This window comes from Umezawaea sp. NPDC059074, assembly GCF_042738955.1.
Taxonomy (GTDB): Bacteria; Actinomycetota; Actinomycetes; order Mycobacteriales; family Pseudonocardiaceae; genus Umezawaea.
Window position 1 is genome coordinate 1 of record NZ_JBHYHC010000163.1, and the last position, 19558, is coordinate 19558.

Genomic DNA, 19558 nt, shown 5'->3' on the forward strand with positions numbered 1-19558 from the left:
ATCGCGGTTTTCCACGACGGCCCGGTGGGTTCTCCCGCCGGGCCGTCGGCCTTTTCCGCCTTTGAGAGGATCGTCCGGTGCCGACATCGACGCTGTTCCGGGTCAGGGCCGTGCGCCACGGGCTGGCGGCCGTCGCCGTGGTCCTGCTGCTCTGCGCGGGCGTCGCGACCGCGGCCCTGCTGACCTACACCTCGGCGTCGCGGCAGATCGGCGAGCTGACCGGCCGGGCCGTCGGCGAGGTCGTCCGGACGGGTGAGGAGGTCGTCGAGGTGAGCTGGCCGCTCCCGGACGGCACCCGCGCCACGGGCCTGGTGGACATCCCCGGCCGCATCCCGCCCGCGGGCCAGAAGACCCAGGTCGCCTACGACCCGGCCCACCCGGACCGCGTGGTGATCCCCGGCGCGGACCTGCTCGTGCGAGCCGACCGCGCGTTGAGCGGCCTGGCGTTCACCACCGCCGTCGTGCTGCTGGTGATCGGCGCGTCGGCGTGGCGCTTCGCCACACGAGCCCGCGCGGCCCGCGCACCGGGCCGAAAGGCACGGGTACGCCGAATCCGCGTGCAGTCCGGCCTGATCGTCCGCTCGTGGCTGGAGGTCGACGGCCCACGCGAAACGTGGATCCCGGTGTACTACGACCCCGCGCTGGTCGCCCTGCCGTCCCCCGCCGAGGTCGTGCTGCACGGCGACCGGACCGTCGTCGTCGAGTCGGGCGACCTCCTCCTCTACCCGTCCGGCCGCGCGACCACGAAACACCCCCGCGGCCGCCGCCTGGACAGCCCCACCGAACCCGACCCCGAGGCCGTCCTCGCCGCCCAGTCGGCGGGCTGGACGCAACAACTCCGAGCCGACGCGGCCCTGGTCATCCCGGCCCCGTTCCTCGGCCTGTTCTGGTCGTACCTGGACGGCAGCGGCTTCACCGGCTGGCTGGCCGCCACCGTCATCACCGCGGGCATGGGCCTGTGGGTCGCCGCCTGGCGCGGCGCCGACCCGTCCTGACCCGGCTCAGCCCCCCGGCGGCACGACGACCGGCACGCGGTCGATCGCCGGGGGCGGTTCCGGCGGGGTGCTGCCGTCGGCGAAGGGGGAGCCGCCCAGCTGGTCGCGGTGGTGCGGGGTGAGCCACGCGGCCGGGTCGGGGCCCGCCGCCACGACGCGGGTCGGGTTGATCGCCGTGTGGACGCCGTAGTAGTGCCTGCGGATGTGGTCGAAGTGGATCGTGTCGCCGAAGCCCGGTGTCTGGAACAGGTCGCGGGCGTACGCCCACAGGGCCGGGTACTCGATCAGCTTGCGGACGTTGCACTTGAAGTGGCCGTGGTAGACCGCGTCGAACCTGGCCAGGGTCGGGAACAGGCGGACGTCGGCCTCCGTGATGTGGTCGCCCAAGAGGTAGCGCTGGCGGATGAGCCGGTCCTCCAGCCTGTCCAGGCCGTCGAAGAGGATGCGGACGGCCCGGTCGTAGCTGGCCTGGGACGGGGCGAAGCCGGAGCGGTAGACGCCGTTGCTGACGTCGCGGTAGACGAACTCGTTGACCGAGTCGATCTCGTCCCGCAGCGCCAGCGGGTACAGGTCCGGGGCGCCTTCGCGGTGCAACGCCTTCCACTCGCCGCCGAGGTCCAGCGTGAGCTGGTCGTAGTCGTTGGTGACGAGGTGGCCGGTGGGCACGTCGACCAGGCCCGGCACGCTCACGCCGCCGTCGTAGGCGGGGTCGCGCTTGAGGTAGGAGTCGCGCAGCGCGTGCACGCCCAGCACCGGGTCCAAGCCGCCGGGGCTACCGGTCTCCGCCGTGAACACCCAGTGCACCTCGCCCGCGATCAGCTCCTGGATCGGGTCGGTCACCGCCAGCGAGATCGCCTCGTCCAGCCCCATGAGCCTGCGCACGATCACCGCGCGGTTCGCCCACGGGCACGCCCGGTTGACGACCAGGCGGTACCTGCCCGCTTCGACCGGCCAGCCGTCGGCGCCGTCGGCCGTGACGCGGTCGACGAACCTCATCGGCGTGCGTTCGAAATCGGCGTTGTCTGCCACCGCTGCGTCCCCTCGTCCGGTATCGGTCACAATCACCCGCGTGTCCGGAAAACGCCCACGCGCGATCACCACCACCTCACCCTGCCCTTGCGGACTCGACAAGTCGTACAGCGACTGCTGTGCCCGAGCCCACCTCGGCACCACGTCCCCGGCGACCGCCGAACTGCTGATGCGCTCGCGGTTCAGCGCCTTCGCCGTCGGTGACGCGGACTACCTGCTGCGGACCTGGCACCCGAGCACCCGGCCCGCGACGCTGGACGTCGACGACGGCACGCGGTGGACGCGGCTGGAGGTGCTGGGCTCGACCGGCGGCGGCGTGCTGCACCGCGAGGGCACGGTCGAGTTCCGCGCGCACTACATCTACGGCGGCCGCACGGCCGAACTGCGCGAGAACAGCGCGTTCCGCCGCGAGGACGGCCTCTGGACGTACCTCGACGCCGTGACCTGACCGTCAGTCCTCCAGCACGGCGGGCAACCCGAACACCTCGAACAGGCGCAGGTCGAAGAAGCTCGCCACGTGCGTGACGCCCCCCGGCGACAGGGTGAGCACCGGCAGGTTGAACGGCCGGTGCACGCCGTCCTCGTCGCGCATGTACAGCCCGAACGCGGGCTGGCCGTTCGCGGAGGTCGGCACGAGCCGCATGTCGCCGGGGCCGTCGGCCGGGCACTGGGTGTCGACGAGCCGGGCGATGTCCGCCCCGCCCTGGTACCAGCCGGTGAACGGCGGCATCTCCCAGACGGCGTCGGACGTGAACAGCGTGACGATCGCCGGGATGTCCTTGGCCTCGAACGCCTTCACGTACCGGTCGAGCAGGTCGCGCTGCTCGGCGGTCGTCGGCTCGACGACCGTGTCCTCGCTCGGCGACAGCTCGTCGAGCTGGGCGCGCGCCCGTTGCAGGGAGCTGTTCACGGCGGCGGTCGTGGTGTCGAGCAGGTCGGCGACCTCGGCGGCCTTCCACGCCAGCACGTCGCGCAGCAGCAGCACGGCCCGCTGCCGGGGCGGGAGGAACTGGAGCGCGGCCACGAGCGCGAGCCGGATGCTCTGCCGCGAGGTGACGATGGTGGCGGGGTCGTTCGGCTCGGCGGTCAGCGCGGCGTCCGGGATCGGCTCCAGCCACGGCACCTCGGGCCGGTCGACCAGCGGCTCCTCCGGGCCGGTGCGGGGACCGCCGAGACCGGTCGGCAACGGTCGCTTGCCGCGCCCCTCCAACGCGGTCAGGCACGTCCGGGTCGCGATCGTGTAGAGCCACGTGCGCAGCGACGACCGGCCCTCGAACCGGTCGTAGGCCTTCCAGGCGCGCAGGTACGTCTCCTGCACCATGTCCTCGGCGTCGTGCACCGACCCGAGCATGCGGTAGCAGTGCGCGAGCAGTTCCCGTCGCACCGGTTCGGCCAGCGCCAGGAAGTCCTGGTCCGAGTCCACCGTGGTCACGACTGTCCTCCAGAAGGTCGGCTGCGCTGAGTTTTCGCCACGAAGACCGTCCGCACAACCCGCGGAGTTCGAATCGGACATTGCTGTGGCGGGACGACAGATGCCACGAAAGTGTGACGCGACCACTCGATCGTGGACGCTCAACAGGTCAAATTCACCTTGTGTGGCAACAAAAATGCTAGCGCTGTCCTTCTACCGTGTTCGGCGAGGACGGCACGTACGCTCCCGCCCCGTTGGCTCGACGACTACCGGTCGAGCAGGTGGCCCTCAGAGGAGTCGGACGTGCTCGGCTATTGGGAACTGGTCGCCTCCGCGGTCCTGTACGCGGCGGGCATCGTCGCGCAGAGCACCGCCGCCCGCCGCGCGGAGCACCGGCGGGGCGCGGACCTCGGGCTGATCGCCCGGCTCGCCGCCGACCGCCTGTACCTCGCGGGCTTCACCGCCCAGGTCGGCGGGTTCGTGCTCGCCTTCCTCGCCCGCGGCTCGCTGCCGCTCTACCTCGTGCAGGCCGGGTCGGCCTCCGCGATCGGCCTCGCGACCCTCTTCGGGGTGCTCGTGCTCGGCTGGCGGGTCACCTCGGTCGAGATCGGCGTGCTGGTCCTGCTCGCCGTCGGCATGGTCCTGCTGGGCGGGGCGGCCGCGCCGTCCACCGCCCGCGGCCTCACGCCGACGATGGTCGCCGCGCTGGTCGGCGTCCTCGTGCTGACCGCGCTGCTGGGCCTGCGCGCGGGTCGCCCGAACGCCGTCGTGTCGGCCGCGGTGCCCGCCGGGATCGCGTTCGCCGTGGTCGCCGTCGCGGGCCGGGCGCTCGCGGGCGGCGACCTGACGAGCCTGCCGTGGCAGCCGCTGGCCTGGGTCCTGGTGCTCGCCGCCGTCCTCGGCCAGGCGCTGCTGGCGGGCGCGCTGCAACGCGGGTCCGCGACCTCCGCCGTCGCCACGATGGACGCCGTCTCGATGCTGATCGCCTCGGTCGTCGGCATGGTCGCGATGGGCGACCGGATCGCCGAGGGCCGCCAGTGGTGGGTCGTGACCGGTCTCGGACTGGTCGTCGTCGGCGTCTTGGCGCTCGGCCGGACCCCGCAGGCCGCCCCCGAGCCCGTGAAGGAGGCGGTGTGAGGCCGACCGCGAGCGTCTCGCTCGACCTGGACAACCTGTGGGCCTACCTCAAGACCCACGGCGACCAGGACTGGACGAGCTACCCGAGCTTCCTGCCCACGGCCGTGCCCCGGCTGCTGGAGGTGTTCGGCGAGCACGGCCTGACCACGACGGTGTTCGCGGTCGGCGCGGACGTCGAGTGCGAGGACGGCGCGAAGGCCGTCGCCGCCATCAGCGCCGCCGGTCACGAGGTCGCGAACCACTCGTGGGGCCACGAGCCCTGGCTGCACCGCTACTCCCGCGCGCAGCTGGAGTCGGAGCTGTCGCGCACCGAGGACGCGATCGTGGCGGCGGGCGCGCCCCGGCCGATCGGCTTCCGCGGCCCCGGCTACAGCCTCACGCCGGACCTGCTGGAGCTGCTCGTGGAGCGCGGCTACTCCTACGACGCCAGCACGTGGCCGACGTGGATCGGCCCGATCGCCAGGGCGTACCACAACCGCTCGGTCCCCGAGGGCGCCGCGTCGGACGAGCTGTTCGGCGGCGTCTCCCGCGTGCTGGCCCCGGTCGGCGCGTACCGGTGGCGGGTCGGGAAGTCGTCGTCGCTGGTGGAGCTGCCGGTCACGACCATGCCGCTGCTGCGCACCCCGATCCACGCGTCCTACCTCCAGCAGCTCAACCAGGCCTCGCCGAAGCTGGCCCGCGGGTACTTCCGCACGGCGCTGCGGCTGTGCAGGCTGCGCGGTGTCGGCCCGTCGCTGCTGCTGCACCCCACCGACGTGCTCGACGCGACCGAGGCACCGGGCATGGAGTTCTTCCCCGGCATGGCCGTGCCGAGCGCCCGCAAGACCGACCTGCTCGGCTGGGTGCTGGGCGAACTGCGCCGCCACTTCGACCTCGTGGGCACCGGCGAGCACGTGGCGCGGGCGCGGATGGCCGGGCTGAACCGCGAGCGGGACGCGCGCCGACTGGAGTCCCGCGGGTGACCGCGCTGGTGGCGGCGCGGCGGGACCTGCGGCTCCCGGAACGGTCCCTGCGCGTCTTCGCGTGCGCGACCGTGGCGCTGGCGCCGATCGAGGGCTACCTGCTCGCCGTCCACGGGCAGCTGGCCAAGCTGGCGCCCGCGCTCCTCGCCGTGACCTGGTTCGCCGTGCGGGTGCGGGACCGCGAGTGGCCCCGACCGCACCCGGTGCACGCGCTGCTGGCGCTGTTCGCCGTCGTGGTGCTGGTGTCGGCGGGCGTGCACGTGGCCGAGCCGTACGCGCTGGAGTACACGCTGCGCTGGCTGCCGTTCCTGCTGGTCACCGCGATCCTGGTCGACGTCGCCTCGCGGGAGGTGCCGATCAGGATGCTGCTGGCGTCGGCCGTCGCCGGGGCCGCCGTGGCAGGCGGCGGCGCGCTGTACAGCCTCATCGCCGAAGGCGAGTCGCGGGCCAGCGGGCCGCTGGACGACCCGAACGACCTGGCCCACGTCCTGGTCGCCGCGCTGCCGCTGGTGGTGCCGCTCGTGGCGGGCCGCCGGAAGTCGGTGTCGGCGCTCGCGCTCGTCGCGTGCGCGGTGCTCGTGGCGGGCGCGGCGGCGACGTTCTCCCGCGGCGGCGGGCTCGCGCTCGGCGCGGCGGTGCTCTGGCTCGTGGCCCGGCGGGTGCTGTCGTTGCGAGTCCTGGCGGCGGCCGTCGGCGTGCTGGCCCTGCTGGCACTTGGCGGCGCGGTCGTGGCGCAGGACGAGCTGGCGAAAGCCTTGCAGGAGAAGAGCTTCATCGCGTCGACCAATGTGGACACCCGCGAACTCCGCTGGCAGGCCGCCGCCCGCATCCTCACCGACAACCCGCTGCTGGGCGTCGGACCGGGCGGGTTCCGCGCGGAGTACCCCGGCGCGTCGCACAACGCGGAGATCGACGAGCAGTCGCCGGTCGCGCACAACATGTACCTGGAGGTCGCGGCGGAGCTCGGACTGCCCGGCTTCCTGTTCTTCGTCGCGCTGATCGGCGCCGCCGTCGTGGCGAGCGAACGCGCGCTGCGCGCGGGCGCGGACCGGTCGCACATGGTCGCCGTGCAAGCGGCCCTGCTCGCGACGGCGGTCGCGTCGACGTTCCTGTCCGAGCAGTACTACCTGCCGCTGTGGCTGATGATCGCGGTCGCGTGCGCGGCCGAACTACGGACTGGGAGTGGGAGTGCGCGTCCTGCACGTGATCAGTGAGATGGGCACCGGCGGCGCCGAGGCGCTCGTCGCGGGCATGGCGAAGGCGGGGGAGGAGTTCGGCTGGGAGTCGGCCGTCGCCAGCGGCGGCGGGCACCGCGCCGAAGCCCTGCGAGTGCCGCACTTCGAGGTGCCGCTCGCCCGCCGCCGCGCGGGCGGGGTGGTGCGCGCCGCCAAGGCGACCCGGACCGCGTACCGCGCGTTCCGGCCGGACGTCGTGGTGGCGCACAACGTCGGCGCGTCCGCCGTGGCGCGGCTCGCGATGATGCCGCTGCGCCGGACCCCGTTGCTGACGGTGTTCCACGGCGTCTCGGTGGCCGACCAGACCAGCGCCGTGCGGGTGCTGCGCCGCACGTCCGACGCCGTCGTCGCGGTCGCCTCGGCCACCGCCGACCGGCTGCGCGAGGCCGGGCTCGGCTCGGTGACCGTCATCCGCAACGCCGTGTTCCCCATGCCCCCGCGCGTCGACCGCTTCACCGTGCGGTCCGCGCTGGGCGTGCCGGACGACGTGCCGGTCGCGCTGTGCCTGGCGCGGATGGAGCCGCAGAAGCGCCACGACGTGCTGCTGGAGTCCTGGGCGCGGCTCGACGACCGCTCGGTGCTGCTGCTCGCGGGCGACGGCAGCCTGCGCCGCTCGCTGGAGCGCCACGCCCGCGACCTCGGGATCGACGACCGGGTCCGTTTCCTGGGCAACCGGTCCGACGTGGCCGACCTGCTCGCCGCCGCCGACGTCACCGTCCTGACCAGCGACTGGGAGGGCATGCCCATCGCGGTGCTGGAGTCGCTGGCCGCGGGCGTGCCCGTCGTCGCGACCGACGTCGACGGCGTCGCCGAGGCGCTGGCCGACGGCGGCGGCCTGGTGGTGCCGCGCGGCGAGCCGACGGCCGTCGCGGACGCCCTGCGCTCCCTGCTCTCCAACCCCGACACCCGCGCCGCCGTCGCCGCGGCGGGCACCGACCACGACGGGCACACGCTGATGAAGTCCTACGACGAACTCCTCCGCACGATGCTGGACGGGGGCCGACGATGAGGCTGTTCTCCCGTCGCACCGCCGAGTGCGTGCTCGTCGGGCTGGTCGTCGGCGCGCTGGTCCTCGTCGTCGGGATGCTCCGGCCCGACGACTTCCAGGGCCGCGTCAGCCTCCTCGCCGAGCCGGTGGCCGCCGCCGAGCCCGGCACCACGGCCCAGTACGGCGAGGTCGTGTCGCTGGGCCTGCCCGCGCTGGTCGAGCTGTCCCGCAGCCCGTCCGTCGTCCAGGCCGCCGCCGGGGTCTCGGGGTACACGCCGACCGAGCTGGCCAAGCACGTGTCGGTCGAGCTGGTCCCCGCCTCAGGCCTGGCCCGGCTGTCGGTGCGCGCCGCCACGGAGGAGAAGGCGGGCGCGACCGCGTCGGCCATCGCCAAGAGCCTGGTCGACGCGAACCTGCTGGCCCCCGTCGGACGGCTGCGGGTGCTCGACGCGAAGCCCGACGTCGTCCAGGTCGCCCCGGACCGCCTGCTGTCGACCGGGCTGGCGCTCGCCGCCGCCGTGATGGCGGCCGTGGCGATGGCCGTGGTCCAGCGGCTGCGGACCGCGCGCGGGCAGGAGAACGTCCGCAAGGCCCTCGCCGCCGCGGGCACCGCGCACCCGGTGCTGACGGCGGACGTCGCCGACCCTGCCCTCGCCGACCGGCTCGCCGTGCTGTGCCGGGCGTCCGGCCGGTCGCCGCGGGTGGTCGCCGTCGCCCCGGACCTGGTGGAGCGCGCGGAGGAGTTGTCCGACCGGCTGGTGCTCGCGCACCCCGCGCGGGTGCTGGTGCCGGACCTCGGCAACCGGCACACGCGCGAGCCCGGCGACGCCGTGGTCGTCCTGGCCCACCGCGGCGCCGGGGACGACTTGACCGCCGCCCTCGGCGTGCTGCCCGAGGACGCCGTGCTCGTCGCGGTGGTGCTGGCGTGACCGCGCGCGGCGGGCTGGGCAAGGCGTTCGCCGCCGCCGTGGGGGAGTGGGCCGCCGCGTCGGAACGGGTCGTGCGCCCGGTGAAGGCCGCCGCCGAGCCCGCACCCCTCGTCGGCCGGAGCGCCGATCTGCCCGTGGTGGAGCCGACCGGCCGGCTGTCCGGCGTCCTCGACGGCGCTGGCGATTCCGCCCCGGAGCAGTCGGCGGTGCGGCCGTGACGTCGGTCGGGCGCGGGGCGGCGGCATTGCGCGGTGGTCGGAGGACCGGGGTCTCCGTGCCGGTCGCGACCGGCGTGCTGGCGGTCATCGGCGCGCTGAGCGCGTGGTGGGCGCTGCGGCCGTCGTGGCAGGTGCCGCTGCCCACCTCGGCGAACAAGGCCGAGGTGCGGATGCAGGACTTCCGCGACGCGACCTACTACCCGCTGCGGGAGTTCCTCGCGGGCGGCAACCCGTACGACCCGTCGGTGATGTTCGCGCACTGGCCGGTGCGGCAGGACTTCAACCTGTACCAGCCGTACCACCTCGTGCTGCACCTGCCGTTCGCGTTGGTGGACTACCGGGTCGGCGCGGTCGCCTTCGTGCTGGTCTCGTTGCTGCTGCTGGTCTTGCTGTCGCTGCTGGCCGCGTACGGGATCCGGCGGCACGTGCCCCTGGCGCTCGGCACGGTCGGCATCGCGACCCTGCTGGTGACCAGCCAGGTCGGCAAGGCGCAGCTGTACCTGGGGCAGGTGAACCCGTTGGTGGCGCTGGGGGCCGCGGGCGCGCTGGCCGGGCGTGAGCGGCAGCCGAAGTGGGCCGCCGTCGGTCTGGCGGTGGCGTGGTTGAAGCCGCAGTTCGGATTGCCGTTGGCGCTGCTGCTGTTCGCCCGCGGCTCGCGGCGGGTGGCGTTGACGGGCACGGCGATCGCCGCCGTGGCGAGCCTGCCCGTGGTGGTGCTGCTCGTGGTGCGCGGTGGTGGCGTCGGCGCGTTCGCCGACGTGATCGCGGCCAACCTGGCGCACGCCACGAGCACGGACTACGGCGCGGTGGACTCGATGACCGCCCAGCGCGTCGACCTCCCGGCCGTGTTCTTCCGGACCACCGGGTGGCTGCCGCCTGCCGTGGAACCGGTGGCGTTGCTGGGAGTCCTGGCCGCGAGCGTGCTGCTGGCGCGCAAGCTGGACCGGATCGGCGACGGCGTGACCGCGGACCTGCTGACCTGCCTGGCCGTGGTGGTGTGCGTGGTGCACCAGCCCGGTGACGTGCTGATCGCCGTGCCCGCGATGGCCGCGCTGGCGGCCGTGTGGTGGCGGCGGCGCCGGGAACCGGGGTGGTGGGTCGCCGGGCTCGCCCTGACCGCGACGGCCTTCCCGTTCCTGCACCTGCACGCCGTGGACACCGCGATCGTGTCCGCGTTCGGGCCTCGGGTCGGGGTCACGGCGGACGGTCTCGCGGTGGTGGCCGCGTGGGTGCTGCTCGTGGTGTTCGCCGCCCGTCGGCGGGGCGGTCCGTGACCGGCGGCCTCGCGGTGCGGGGGTCGCTCTGGCTCGGCGCGGTCAACCTGGTCAGCAAGAGCAGCCAGATGGTCGTGACGCTGGTGCTGGCCGCGCTGCTGACCGAGGGCGAGCTGGGACTGGTCGCGCTGGCCGTGGCGCTGGTGAACCTCGGCCAGGTCGTGCAGTCGATCGGCGTCTACGACGTGATCAGCCGCACCGAGCACGATCCGCGCCGGATGGCCGGGACGGTGCTGACGATGAGCGTCGGCGTCGGCGCGCTGCTGGGCGTCGTGCTGGCGGCCGCCGCCGGGCCGATCACCGCGCTGCTGGGCGCCCCGGACGCCGAACCGCTGGTGCGGCTCGCGGCGCTGAGCCTGCCGTTCTCGGCGGCGGGCGGCGTGCAGATGGGGCTGATGCACCGGGACCTGGACTTCCGCCGCCGGATGCTGCCGGACGCCGGGAGCGCGGTGCTGGGCGCTGTCGTGACGGTCGTGCTGGCGCTGGAGGACTTCGGCGCGGCGTCGTTGATCGTCGGGATGCTGTGCACGGCTGTCGCGCAACCGGTGCTGGGGGCGTTGGCGGGCGGCGGGGTGCGGCCGAGCTGGCACGCGGACGTGGCGGCCGAGGCGCTGCGCTGGATCTCCGTGGTGGGACCGGCGGCGGTGGTGGCCGCGCTGGTGATCAACGTCGACTACCTGGCGATCGGGCACGTGCTCGGGCCGGACGCGGTCGGCGTGTACTCGCTGGCCTACCGGATCGCGTGGGTGCCGTACATCATGGTCGCCGTCGTGCTGGGCGCGGTGGCTTTTCCGTTGTGCGCCAAGCTGGTCCGGGCCGGGCAGCGGCACGAGCTGGCCGCCGTGATGGGCCGCTTCACCCGCGCGGTGCTCGTCGTGACGGGCGGGCTCTACCTCGTGGTGGCCCTGCTCGGCGACCGGGTCGTGGTGCTCGGCGCGCGCTGGGCGTCGGCCGCGCTGCCGCTGGTGCTGCTGTGCGGCTACGGGCTCGGCATCAGCGTGCTGCACATCTGGTACCAGGCCGTGAAGGCGACCGGCCACGCCGTGCTCTACCTCAAGCTGGAAGCCGCGCACCTGGCGCTGATCGTGATCGCGCTCGTCGTCGCCACCGGTCACGGGGTCGCCGCCGTCGCGGGCGCCCAACTCGTCGTCGCCTGGGTCATGGTGCCGCTCACGTGGTGGCGGCTGCGCGCGCTCGGCGTAGCCCCGGCCGTCGGGGGCATGGCCGCACGGGTGGCCGCAGCGGCGCTGATCGGCGCGACCCCCGTCGTGCTGCTGGACCGGCTCGGCGTGTTCGGGCCGGTCGACTCGCTGGTCGGCGCGCTCGCGGAAGGCGTCGTGCTGGTCCTCGCCTACGGCGTCGGCACGCTGCTCACCCACCGGAACGCCCTGGACGAACTGCGCGGAGGTCTCCGGTGAGGGTCGTGCACGTGACGCAGCCCGTGGAAGCCGGGGTGGCGGCGGTGGTGCTGGACCTGGCGCTGGCCCAACGCGCGCGCGGCTGGTCGGTGGTGGTCGTCTGCCCGCCGACGGGGTGGCTCGCCGACCGGGCCCGCGGCCTCGGCATCGACGTGCGGCCGTGGCACGCGACCCGCCAGCCCGGTCCGATGCTGGTGAAGGAAGTGCTGGCGCTGCGCCGGGTCCTGACCCGCCTGGCACCGGATGTGGTGCACCTGCACAGCTCCAAGGCCGGCCTCGTGGGCAGGCTCGCGGTGCGCGGGCGCGTGCCGACGGTGTTCCAGCCGCACCTGTGGTCGTTCCAGACCGCGCGGGGCGTCCTCCGCACCGCCAGCACGTGGTGGGAGCGCCGCGCGTCGCGGTGGACGCACCTCGTGGTGTGCGTCAGCGACGACGAACTCGTCATCGGCCGGGAGGCGGGCGTGACCGCGCCCGCCGAGGTCGTCTGCAACGGCGTCGACACCGACCGCCTCCGCCCCCGCGCGAACACCGTCGCACGGGCGGCGCTCGGCCTGGCACCGGGCCCGCTCGCCGTCTGCGTCGGGCGGCTGGCCACCCTCAAGGGCCAGGACCAGCTGCTGTCGGCGTGGCCGGAGGTGCTCGCCCTCGTGCCGGACGCCCGGCTCGTGCTGGTCGGCGACGGCCCGGACGGCCACGGCTGGCGGTCCACGCACCCGACCGCCGACCACGAGTCCGTGCGCTGGTGGGGCCACAGCGACGACCCCGCGCCGTTCTACACCGCCGCGGACGTCGTGGTGCTGCCGTCGCGCGCGGAGGGCATGGCGCTGGTGCCCCTGGAGGCGATGGCGTGCGGCCGCCCGGTCGTGGCGTTCGACGTCGGCGGGGTGCGGCAGAGCGTCGCCGACGCGGGAGCGGTCGTGCCCGCGGGCGACATCGGCGCCTTAGCCGCGGCCGTGGCGCACCGGTTGACCGATCCGGGGCTCGCCGCGGCCGAGGGACGGCGCGGCAGGCAGCGCGCCGAGCTCCTCTTCGACCGGAGTCGGATGGCGGACCAGATCGCCACGCTCGTCGACAAACTCGCCAGGGGACGGATCACATGAGTGGACGGCTGCGCGTCGCTTACCTGCTGACCCAGGACCGCGGTGGACCGGTGGACGTCACCGTCCGGCTGGCCGCGACGCTGATCGGTTCCGGGCTGGCCGACGTCCGGGTGTTCGGGCCGACGCCCGCCCGTGACGCGGACCTGCTCGCGGGGCACCACGAGGAGATCTCCGTGCCGCGCAAGGGGGACGTGATCGCGGGCAGGCGCACCAGGGGCGTGGTGCGCGCGTGGCGGCCCGACGTGGTGCACGCGCAGGACCGGCGGGCCGGGCTGGTGAGCACCGGCCTGCGGTCGTCGGCCGTGGTGCACACCTACCACGGGGTGCCGGACGACGTGGGCGAGCCGTGGTTCCGCGGCATCCCCGGCGCCTCCGCGCCCTCGGCGTACACCCGCGCCGTGCTCACGGCCGACGCGCTGGTCGCGCGGACCGTGCACCGCACGATCGTGCCCGCCCCGGCGATGGGCCGGTTCCTCGCGGACCGCCTGCGGGTGCCCGCGAAGCGGCTGACGCAGATCGACAACTGCGTCGCCCCGACGGCCGTGCGGCTGCCGTCCGGGCCGGTGCGGCACCTGGTGTTCGTCGGGCTCCTGGTGGCGCGCAAAGGGGTGCTGGACCTGCTGACGGCGTTGGCGATGCCCGGCGTGATGCCCGCCGACGGTCGGCTCACGGTCGTCGGCGACGGCCCGCAGCGCGAGGCCGCCGAACGCCTCGCGGCCGAACCACCGCTGCGGGGGCGGGTGGAGTTCCTCGGGTTCCGCTCGGACGTGCCGAACCTGCTGCTGGAGTGCGACGCGCTGGTGCTGCCGTCGAGCATGGAGCAGCAGCCGCTGGTCGTGGCGGAGGCGATGGCGGCCGGGAAACCGGTCGTGGCCACCGACACCGGGGGCGTGGCGGACATGGTCGGCGCGTCCGGCTACCTGGCCCAGCCCGGTGACGTGCCGGGCCTCGCGGACCGGTTGCGCACGCTGTTCGCCGACCCCGACCCGGCGGGCACGGGCCAGGAGATGGCCACCCGCGCCCAGGCCCGGTTCACCCCGGAGGCGTGTGCGCGCAGGCACCTGGCGCTGTACGAGGACCTGCTCCGCTAGGCGGGAGCGAACACCCACTGGCGCAGGACCACGAAGCGGGTGAGGCCGATCAGCGCGCCGGTCGCGGTGAGGGCGGCGGACTCGGCGACCGTGCTCGCGTTCGGCGCGAGGCTGCCCAACGCGGCCAGGACGGCGTTGCCCGCGCCCAGGGACACCACGACCATCGCGGCGGCCTGGAGGTGCGCGCGGGCGTTGTGCGTCGTCGTCGCGCCGAACGTGACCCTGGCGTGGACCGCGGTGCTGAGCAGCGTGCCCGCGACCGTGGCGGCGACGTTCGCGGTGATCGGTCCCGTCACGGTCCGCAGCACGAGGTACAGCACGGTGCCGACCGCCCAGGTCCCGACGCCGACGGCGCCGAAGCGGACGAGCTGGGCCGTGATCCGGTGCGACACGTTCTCCTCCTCCGACGGCGTGCGCCCAGGCTCCCCCGCGACCGGCCGCCGTGTCGTCGTGCGAACGCGGCAGGCGGCGTACTGCGATCGCGGTACACCGGCCGGGTGGTCCAGCGCGCCGGACCACCTCCCACCAGGACCTACGGCTTGGGCTTGACCAGGATCAGCCCATCGGCGGCGGGCAGGTCGACCGCCGCGGCGGGTTTGCCCTCCAGGGTCACCAGGCCCTCCGGCGGGGTCAGCTTCAGCGGGCCCGACGACGGGTTCACCGCCACCCAGCCGTTGGTGAACGTGCGGTACCAGAGCCCGTCCGCCCGCCGGTTGGCCGTCTCCACGGCCTCGCCCAGCCCCGACGCCTGCAACGGCGACCACTCGGGGTTCACGTAGTCGTCGGACGTGGCGGGCGTCCAGCACGTGCGCGGACCCGCGAGCAGGGCCGCGCTGGCGTACCCGGCGCGGTCCTGGCGGGCCTCCCTGGTGCGGGTCACCAGCAGCAGCATCGACTCGCCGAGCGCGGCCTGCGCGCGCAGCTCGTTGAACTCGTTGCCGCGGAACGTGAGCAGGCCGCCGTTGCCGCCGTCGTCGCGGAAGCCGAAGTTCTCCTCCATGGCACCGCCGAACCGCGAGTGCGCGGTCCAGCGGCCGGGTGTCAGATGTGTCTCGGACACGTTGGGCACGAACAGCTTCCCGGCCTTCGTCAACGCCTCGCCCGCCACGCCGAGGAACTCGTCCAGCCCGTCGCGCAGCTGCCGGTCGGTCGCCTTCACGTCGGCCGTGCCCGCCAGCACGGCGGAGGAGTAGTGGCTCAGCGAGTTGAAGTCGTTGTCCGCCAGCACCCCGTCCCAGCCCTCGCGGGTCACCTCCGCCGTGACGGCCTTGGACCACGCGAGCTGGTAGGCCTTGTCCCACACGGTCATCTGCCAGTGCTTCGGGTAGCCCGACCACTCGATGCGCTTGCCCGCGGTGTCGCGCGCGAACCACTCGGGGTGCTCGCGCTGGGTGGTGTTGTAGCCCAGCCCGGACGGCAGGTACGGCGCGTCCTGGTCGCCGGTCACCGCGCCCGCGTAGTTGCGGGTGCTGGAGAGGTCCTTGTACACCAGCACCTTGATCTTCGGGTTGAGCTGGTGCAGCTGCCGCATCGCGGAGGTCTCCATCGCGTTGAGCACCACCACGTCGTAGCGCTGCGCCGCGAGCCGGACGTCGCGGGCCGTCGGCGAGTCGCCGATCCCGTACCACCACGCGCACGGGGCCGTGGCCTTCGGCGGCGGCCCGTAGTCGGTCTGGGCCGCCGAGCTGAACGCGCACGCCTGCACGGACAGCAGGGCCGCGACCGCGGCGACGCGGCCGACCGCCCGCCGGGTCCGGGACCGGCTACCCCACTGGACTACCGCTGCTTGCGACATGCCAATTCACCCACCGTCAGCACTAGGATCTTCAGGTCCAGCCACAACGACCAGTTGGCGATGTAGTAGTTGTCGTACCGGGACCGGTCGGCGATCGAGGTGTCGCCGCGCAGTCCGTGCACCTGCGCCAGGCCCGTGAGGCCCGCGGGGACCCGGTGCCTCGCCCAGTACAGCTCGTGGATGGCGGAGAACTCGCGGACGAACACCGGCCGCTCCGGCCGGGGGCCGACGATCGACATGTCGCCGCGCACGATGTTCCACAGCTGCGGCAGCTCGTCGAGCGAGGTGCTGCGCAGGAACCGGCCGACGGGGCCGACGCGCGCGTCGCCCTGCACCGACCACTTCGTCTGCGAGTCGTCCGTGCCGCCCGGCCGGACGCTGCGGATCTTGTACAGCCGGAACTTGCGGCCGTCCATGCCGATGCGGACCTGGCGGAAGATCACCGGCCTGCCGCTCTCGACCAGCACGGCCAGCGCGGACAGCCCGATGACCGGCGACAGCACCGCGAGCGCGAGCGCGGCCAGCAGCACGTCGAGCGCGCGCTTCACCCACCAGCTCGGCCTGCTCGTCGGCGCCGTGCCCAGCCGCATCAACGGGTAGCTGCGCAGCCGCTCGACGTCGTGGTTGTCCTGGTACAGCTCGAACATCCGCGGCACGACCAGCGTCGTGCACCCGAGCCGGTGCGCGGTGATCGCCGCGTCGACGGCGGAGGTGTCGCGGGTGTCGGAGAACGCCAGGATCACCGTGCCCACGCCGAGCCGGGTGATGGCCGAGGCCAGCTCCTCCTCCAGCAGCTCGACCGGGAGGTCCTCGCGGCCCAGCACGGGCTCGGAGTCGACGAAGCCGACCGGTCGCAGGCCGAACTGCGGGTGCTCCAGCATCGTGGACACGAGGTCCGCGCCGACCTTGCCCGCGCCGACGACGAGCGTGCGGTCGCAGCGGCCGAACCGGCGGCGACCCCAGCGGCCGAGCCAGAACACGGCGAACCGGACGGGCTCGCCGCAGACGAGGAAGAGCACGAAGAAGTGCTGCGCCGCGGTCGCCGCGGCGGGAGCCTGACCGGCGAGCATGGCCCAGCACGTGAACAGCGCGAACGCCGTCGCGGTCGCCCCCAGCGAGCGCGGCAGGTCCTGGAACCAGGACAGCCACAGCCGTCGGCGGTAGATCCTGCTGCTCGACCGGACGCCCAGCAGCAACACCCCGGCGAGCACCGCCGCGCCCCACCCCGGAGTCGTCCGCAGGCCCGCGACGACGAGCGCCGCGAGGTCGACGACGCCGAGCGCGACGGCGACCGCGTTGACCCTCGCGGACCACGGCCGGGACGGGGAACCGTTCTGCGGTCTGCCCGTCTGACGTCGTTTCGGGAAGTCGGGCGAAGTGACGGCCGACACCAGATCAGTCATCGAAATTCACCCTTTCGTGGGAATTCCACACCACTAGCCGGTTAGCTCTTTCCGGTCTCCGCGGCGGCAGCCACGCCGCGCCATGCCACATCCCGAACGACTTCCTCTCCGCATTCGGCTCGGCGACTGCTCTTGACAGCCGTTCCGTTGCCATCACAGGACACCCGATGGAGTTCACCCATTCGGTGTTATCGAGCGTCCACGACACGGAAAAAGACGAACGAACCAGCAAGAATCACTCTTCCGGTGGACAAGAAACCCTCCTTACGGTGACAGTCGTTTATGGATCTGCAACTTTGGTTACCGCGCTTGTCCTGACCCAGGTTAAAGAAACCACGGAACGTAGCCGAATATGACTCGACGACGCGGATGGGCAATTCTCTCCGCTGTCCGATTGACGAGCAATGGTGAGGGGCACTGTGGCACTCGAAGAGGCCGAGGTGCGGATCAGGCCGGTGTCGGTCGTTCCGCAGGCGGGCAGCGCGACGCTGACCTGCGGACGGGCGCACGTCGTGCTGCCCGCGTTCAACGAGGAGGGCTCGCTGCCGCCGCTGCTGCGCAGGCTGGCGAACCTCTCCCTGGCAGGCGGCCTGACCGTGTGGGTCGTCGACGACGGCTCGTCCGACGCGACGGCGGCCACCGCCGAGCGCGGCGTCGACGGGCTGGACGTCCGGCTGGTGCGGCACCGGGTCAACCTCGGCCTCGGCCGGGCGCTCCAGACCGGTCTGCGCTCGGCCGTCGAGGCCGCGTCCGACGACGACGTGGTGGTCGTGATGGACGCCGATGACACCCACGACCCCGGCCTGATCCCGTTGTTGCAGAAGGAGATCGCGGCGGGCGCGGACGTGGTGATCTGCTCCCGGTTCGTCGACGGCGGCGACGACACGACGGCCCCGTTCGGCCGCCGGGTGCTGTCCCGCGGCGCGGGCGCCCTGTTCCGGCACACGCTGGACGTCGACGGCGTGCGCGACTTCACCAGCGGCTTCCGGGCGTACCGGGTGTCGCTGCTGCGCCGGGCGACCGACCACTGGGGCGAGCGGCTCGTCGAGGAGCAGGGCTTCGCGTGCATGGTCGAGCTGCTGCTCAAGCTGCGGCACTGCGACCCCGTGATCGCCGAGATCCCGCTGCCGTTGCGCTACGACCGCAAGAAGAGCGTGAGCAAGCTGCGGCTGCGCCGGACGATGGGCCAGTACGCGAAGCTGCTCGTGCGCGACCGGCTGAGCCCGGCGCCGTTCCGGAAGCTGTGACGCGCGATGACTGATTCGACCCGGCACGTCGTGGTGGTCGGCGGCGGCATCTGCGGCCTCGCCGTCGCCCAGCGCCTGACCCGCGCGGGCACCCGTGTGACGCTGCTGGAGAGCAGCGACCAGCTCGGCGGCCTCGGCACGTTCTTCCCGACCGGCGACCGCTGGGTGGAGCGCTTCTACCACTGCGTGATGCCGACCGACGCCAGCCTGCTGGCGCTGCTCGACGACGTCGGCGTGCGCGAGCGCGTCCGGTGGCGGCGCACCCGCATGGGCATGGTCGTGGACGGGGAGCACTACGGCTTCAACTCCGCGCTCGACCTGCTCCGGTTCACCCCGCTGCGGTTCCGCGACCGCGTCCGCTTCGGCGCGGTGTCGGTGCTGCTGCGCAGGTTGGGCAAGGGCAAGGACCTGGACAACCTGCGGGCCGAGGACTGGCTGCGCAAGCTCTACGGCGACGTCATCTGGTCCCAGCTGTTCGCCCCGATGTTCGGCTCCAAGTTCGGCGACGCGTTCGGCGACGTGCCCGCGCTGTACCTGTGGCAGCGGCTGGGCCGCGAGAGCAACGTGGCCACCCGCGGGTACCCCGATGGCGGGTACAAGGGCGTGATCGACGCGCTGGGGGCCTCCATCGAGGCCGCGGGCGGCGTCGTGCGCACCAGCACTCCCGTGCAGGGCCTGCGGAGCACCCCGGAGCGCTCGTGGGTGACCCTCGCCGACGGCGAGGTCCTGGAGGCCGACCAGGTCGTGTCGACGGTCCCGCTGCCCCTGCTGCGCGGCCTGGCCGACGCGGAACTGGCGGACCGCCTGCCGACGCTGTCGCTGCCGTACCAGGGGGTCGTGAACGCCCTGTTCTTCCTGAAGCGCCCGTTGACCGGCAACTACTGGGCCCCGGTCCTGCGGTCGGGGACGGAGTTCGACGGCGTGATCGAGATGTCCGCGCTGTCGGGTGCGGAGACGTACGGCGGCAGGCACCTGGCGTACGTGATGCACTACACGAGCCGGAGTTCGGCGCTGTACCAGGAGGATTCGGCGGTGATCGCCGAGCGGTGGACGCGGCAGTTCCTCGAGCTGCACCGGGGGTCGGGTCTGACGGCGGACGACCTCGACGAGGTCAAGGTCTTCAAAGCCCCGTTCGTGGAACCCGTGTACCCGTTGGGGTTCCTCAACCAGCGGCCCGCCGTGGAGGTCGAGGGCACGTCGGTGCTGCTGGCGACCACGGCCCACATCTACCCGGACGTGACGAGCTGGAACTCCAGCGTCGCGTTGGCGGACCAGGTGGCCGCCAGGATCCTGTCCACGGATCCGGTGTCGGAACGCGTGTGACCG

19 protein-coding genes are annotated in these 19558 nt (G+C 73.5%); 14 read left to right on the top strand and 5 right to left on the bottom strand.

Going from position 1 to position 19558, the window contains the following annotated elements; genetic code table 11:
* Positions 1–77 precede the first annotated feature (77 nt).
* Positions 78–995, top strand: a complete 918-nt coding sequence (locus tag ACFWW9_RS40880; RefSeq protein WP_390388097.1) for a hypothetical protein — start codon at positions 78–80, stop codon at positions 993–995.
* 6 nt (positions 996–1001) lie between these two features.
* Here the strand turns inward: ACFWW9_RS40880 and ACFWW9_RS40885 are convergent, their stop codons facing one another.
* Positions 1002–1991, bottom strand: coding sequence for a glutathione S-transferase family protein (locus ACFWW9_RS40885; protein ID WP_390388139.1), 990 nt, complete (start codon positions 1989–1991; stop codon positions 1002–1004).
* 73 nt (positions 1992–2064) lie between these two features.
* On the opposite strand from ACFWW9_RS40885, the gene ACFWW9_RS40890 reads away from it, so the two are divergent.
* A complete protein-coding gene (locus ACFWW9_RS40890) occupies positions 2065–2472 on the top strand; it encodes a YchJ family protein (protein WP_390388099.1) in 408 nt (135 codons plus the stop codon).
* A 3-nt stretch (positions 2473–2475) separates the two neighbouring features.
* Here ACFWW9_RS40890 and ACFWW9_RS40895 read toward each other — a convergent pair whose 3' ends face one another.
* Positions 2476–3456 (bottom strand): sigma-70 family RNA polymerase sigma factor, encoded by a 981-nt coding sequence (locus ACFWW9_RS40895; RefSeq protein ID WP_390388102.1) that lies wholly within the window; start codon positions 3454–3456, stop codon positions 2476–2478.
* A 282-nt stretch (positions 3457–3738) separates the two neighbouring features.
* Between ACFWW9_RS40895 and ACFWW9_RS40900 the strand changes: the two genes are divergently transcribed.
* Genes ACFWW9_RS40900 through ACFWW9_RS40945 form a run of 10 tightly spaced genes read left to right on the top strand, consistent with a single transcriptional unit; the run spans position 3739 to position 13787 of the window.
* Positions 3739–4572: a hypothetical protein gene (locus tag ACFWW9_RS40900; protein WP_390388104.1), complete on the top strand. Its 834-nt coding sequence runs from the start codon at positions 3739–3741 to the stop codon at positions 4570–4572.
* Positions 4569–5534: a polysaccharide deacetylase family protein gene (locus ACFWW9_RS40905; protein ID WP_390388106.1), complete on the top strand. Its 966-nt coding sequence runs from the start codon at positions 4569–4571 to the stop codon at positions 5532–5534. The genes ACFWW9_RS40900 and ACFWW9_RS40905 overlap by 4 nt, the downstream gene beginning before the upstream one ends.
* On the top strand, positions 5531–6748 hold the full coding sequence (locus ACFWW9_RS40910; RefSeq protein WP_390388108.1) for an O-antigen ligase family protein: 1218 nt from the start codon (positions 5531–5533) through the stop codon (positions 6746–6748). The genes ACFWW9_RS40905 and ACFWW9_RS40910 overlap by 4 nt, the downstream gene beginning before the upstream one ends.
* Positions 6723–7778, top strand: a complete 1056-nt coding sequence (locus ACFWW9_RS40915) for a glycosyltransferase (RefSeq protein ID WP_390388110.1) — start codon at positions 6723–6725, stop codon at positions 7776–7778. The genes ACFWW9_RS40910 and ACFWW9_RS40915 overlap by 26 nt, the downstream gene beginning before the upstream one ends.
* The gene (locus ACFWW9_RS40920) at positions 7775–8686 is read left to right on the top strand and encodes a hypothetical protein (protein WP_390388112.1); all 912 of its coding nucleotides are present in this window, start codon (positions 7775–7777) and stop codon (positions 8684–8686) included. The genes ACFWW9_RS40915 and ACFWW9_RS40920 overlap by 4 nt, the downstream gene beginning before the upstream one ends.
* A complete protein-coding gene (locus ACFWW9_RS40925; protein WP_390388114.1) occupies positions 8683–8904 on the top strand; it encodes a hypothetical protein in 222 nt (73 codons plus the stop codon). The genes ACFWW9_RS40920 and ACFWW9_RS40925 overlap by 4 nt, the downstream gene beginning before the upstream one ends.
* On the top strand, positions 8901–10178 hold the full coding sequence (locus ACFWW9_RS40930) for a glycosyltransferase family 87 protein (protein ID WP_390388117.1): 1278 nt from the start codon (positions 8901–8903) through the stop codon (positions 10176–10178). The genes ACFWW9_RS40925 and ACFWW9_RS40930 overlap by 4 nt, the downstream gene beginning before the upstream one ends.
* Positions 10130–11596, top strand: a complete 1467-nt coding sequence (locus tag ACFWW9_RS40935) for an oligosaccharide flippase family protein (protein WP_390388120.1) — start codon at positions 10130–10132, stop codon at positions 11594–11596. The genes ACFWW9_RS40930 and ACFWW9_RS40935 overlap by 49 nt, the downstream gene beginning before the upstream one ends.
* Positions 11593–12696, top strand: a complete 1104-nt coding sequence (locus ACFWW9_RS40940; protein ID WP_390388122.1) for a glycosyltransferase — start codon at positions 11593–11595, stop codon at positions 12694–12696. The genes ACFWW9_RS40935 and ACFWW9_RS40940 overlap by 4 nt, the downstream gene beginning before the upstream one ends.
* On the top strand, positions 12693–13787 hold the full coding sequence (locus ACFWW9_RS40945; protein WP_390388125.1) for a glycosyltransferase family 4 protein: 1095 nt from the start codon (positions 12693–12695) through the stop codon (positions 13785–13787). The genes ACFWW9_RS40940 and ACFWW9_RS40945 overlap by 4 nt, the downstream gene beginning before the upstream one ends.
* Here the strand turns inward: ACFWW9_RS40945 and ACFWW9_RS40950 are convergent.
* The 3 genes from ACFWW9_RS40950 to ACFWW9_RS40960 form a co-directional block, all read right to left on the bottom strand.
* Positions 13784–14179, bottom strand: a complete 396-nt coding sequence (locus tag ACFWW9_RS40950; protein WP_390388128.1) for a GtrA family protein — start codon at positions 14177–14179, stop codon at positions 13784–13786. The two genes, ACFWW9_RS40945 and ACFWW9_RS40950, sit on opposite strands and share 4 nt — an antisense overlap.
* Positions 14180–14319: 140 nt before the next feature.
* On the bottom strand, positions 14320–15582 hold the full coding sequence (locus ACFWW9_RS40955) for a putative glycoside hydrolase family 15 protein (protein ID WP_390388130.1): 1263 nt from the start codon (positions 15580–15582) through the stop codon (positions 14320–14322).
* Entirely contained in the window at positions 15564–16985 is a 1422-nt protein-coding gene (locus tag ACFWW9_RS40960) for an exopolysaccharide biosynthesis polyprenyl glycosylphosphotransferase (protein WP_390388132.1), read from the bottom strand. The genes ACFWW9_RS40955 and ACFWW9_RS40960 overlap by 19 nt, the downstream gene beginning before the upstream one ends.
* Positions 16986–17404: 419 nt before the next feature.
* Here ACFWW9_RS40960 and ACFWW9_RS40965 point away from each other — a divergent pair, with 419 nt between their 5' ends.
* Positions 17405–18232, top strand: coding sequence for a glycosyltransferase (locus ACFWW9_RS40965; protein ID WP_390388134.1), 828 nt, complete (start codon positions 17405–17407; stop codon positions 18230–18232).
* Positions 18233–18238: 6 nt separating this feature from the next.
* Positions 18239–19555 carry an FAD-dependent oxidoreductase gene (locus ACFWW9_RS40970; RefSeq protein WP_390388136.1) on the top strand — a complete coding sequence of 439 codons (1317 nt, stop codon included), beginning with the start codon at positions 18239–18241 and terminating at the stop codon, positions 19553–19555.
* Positions 19556–19558: the final 3 nt, after the last annotated feature.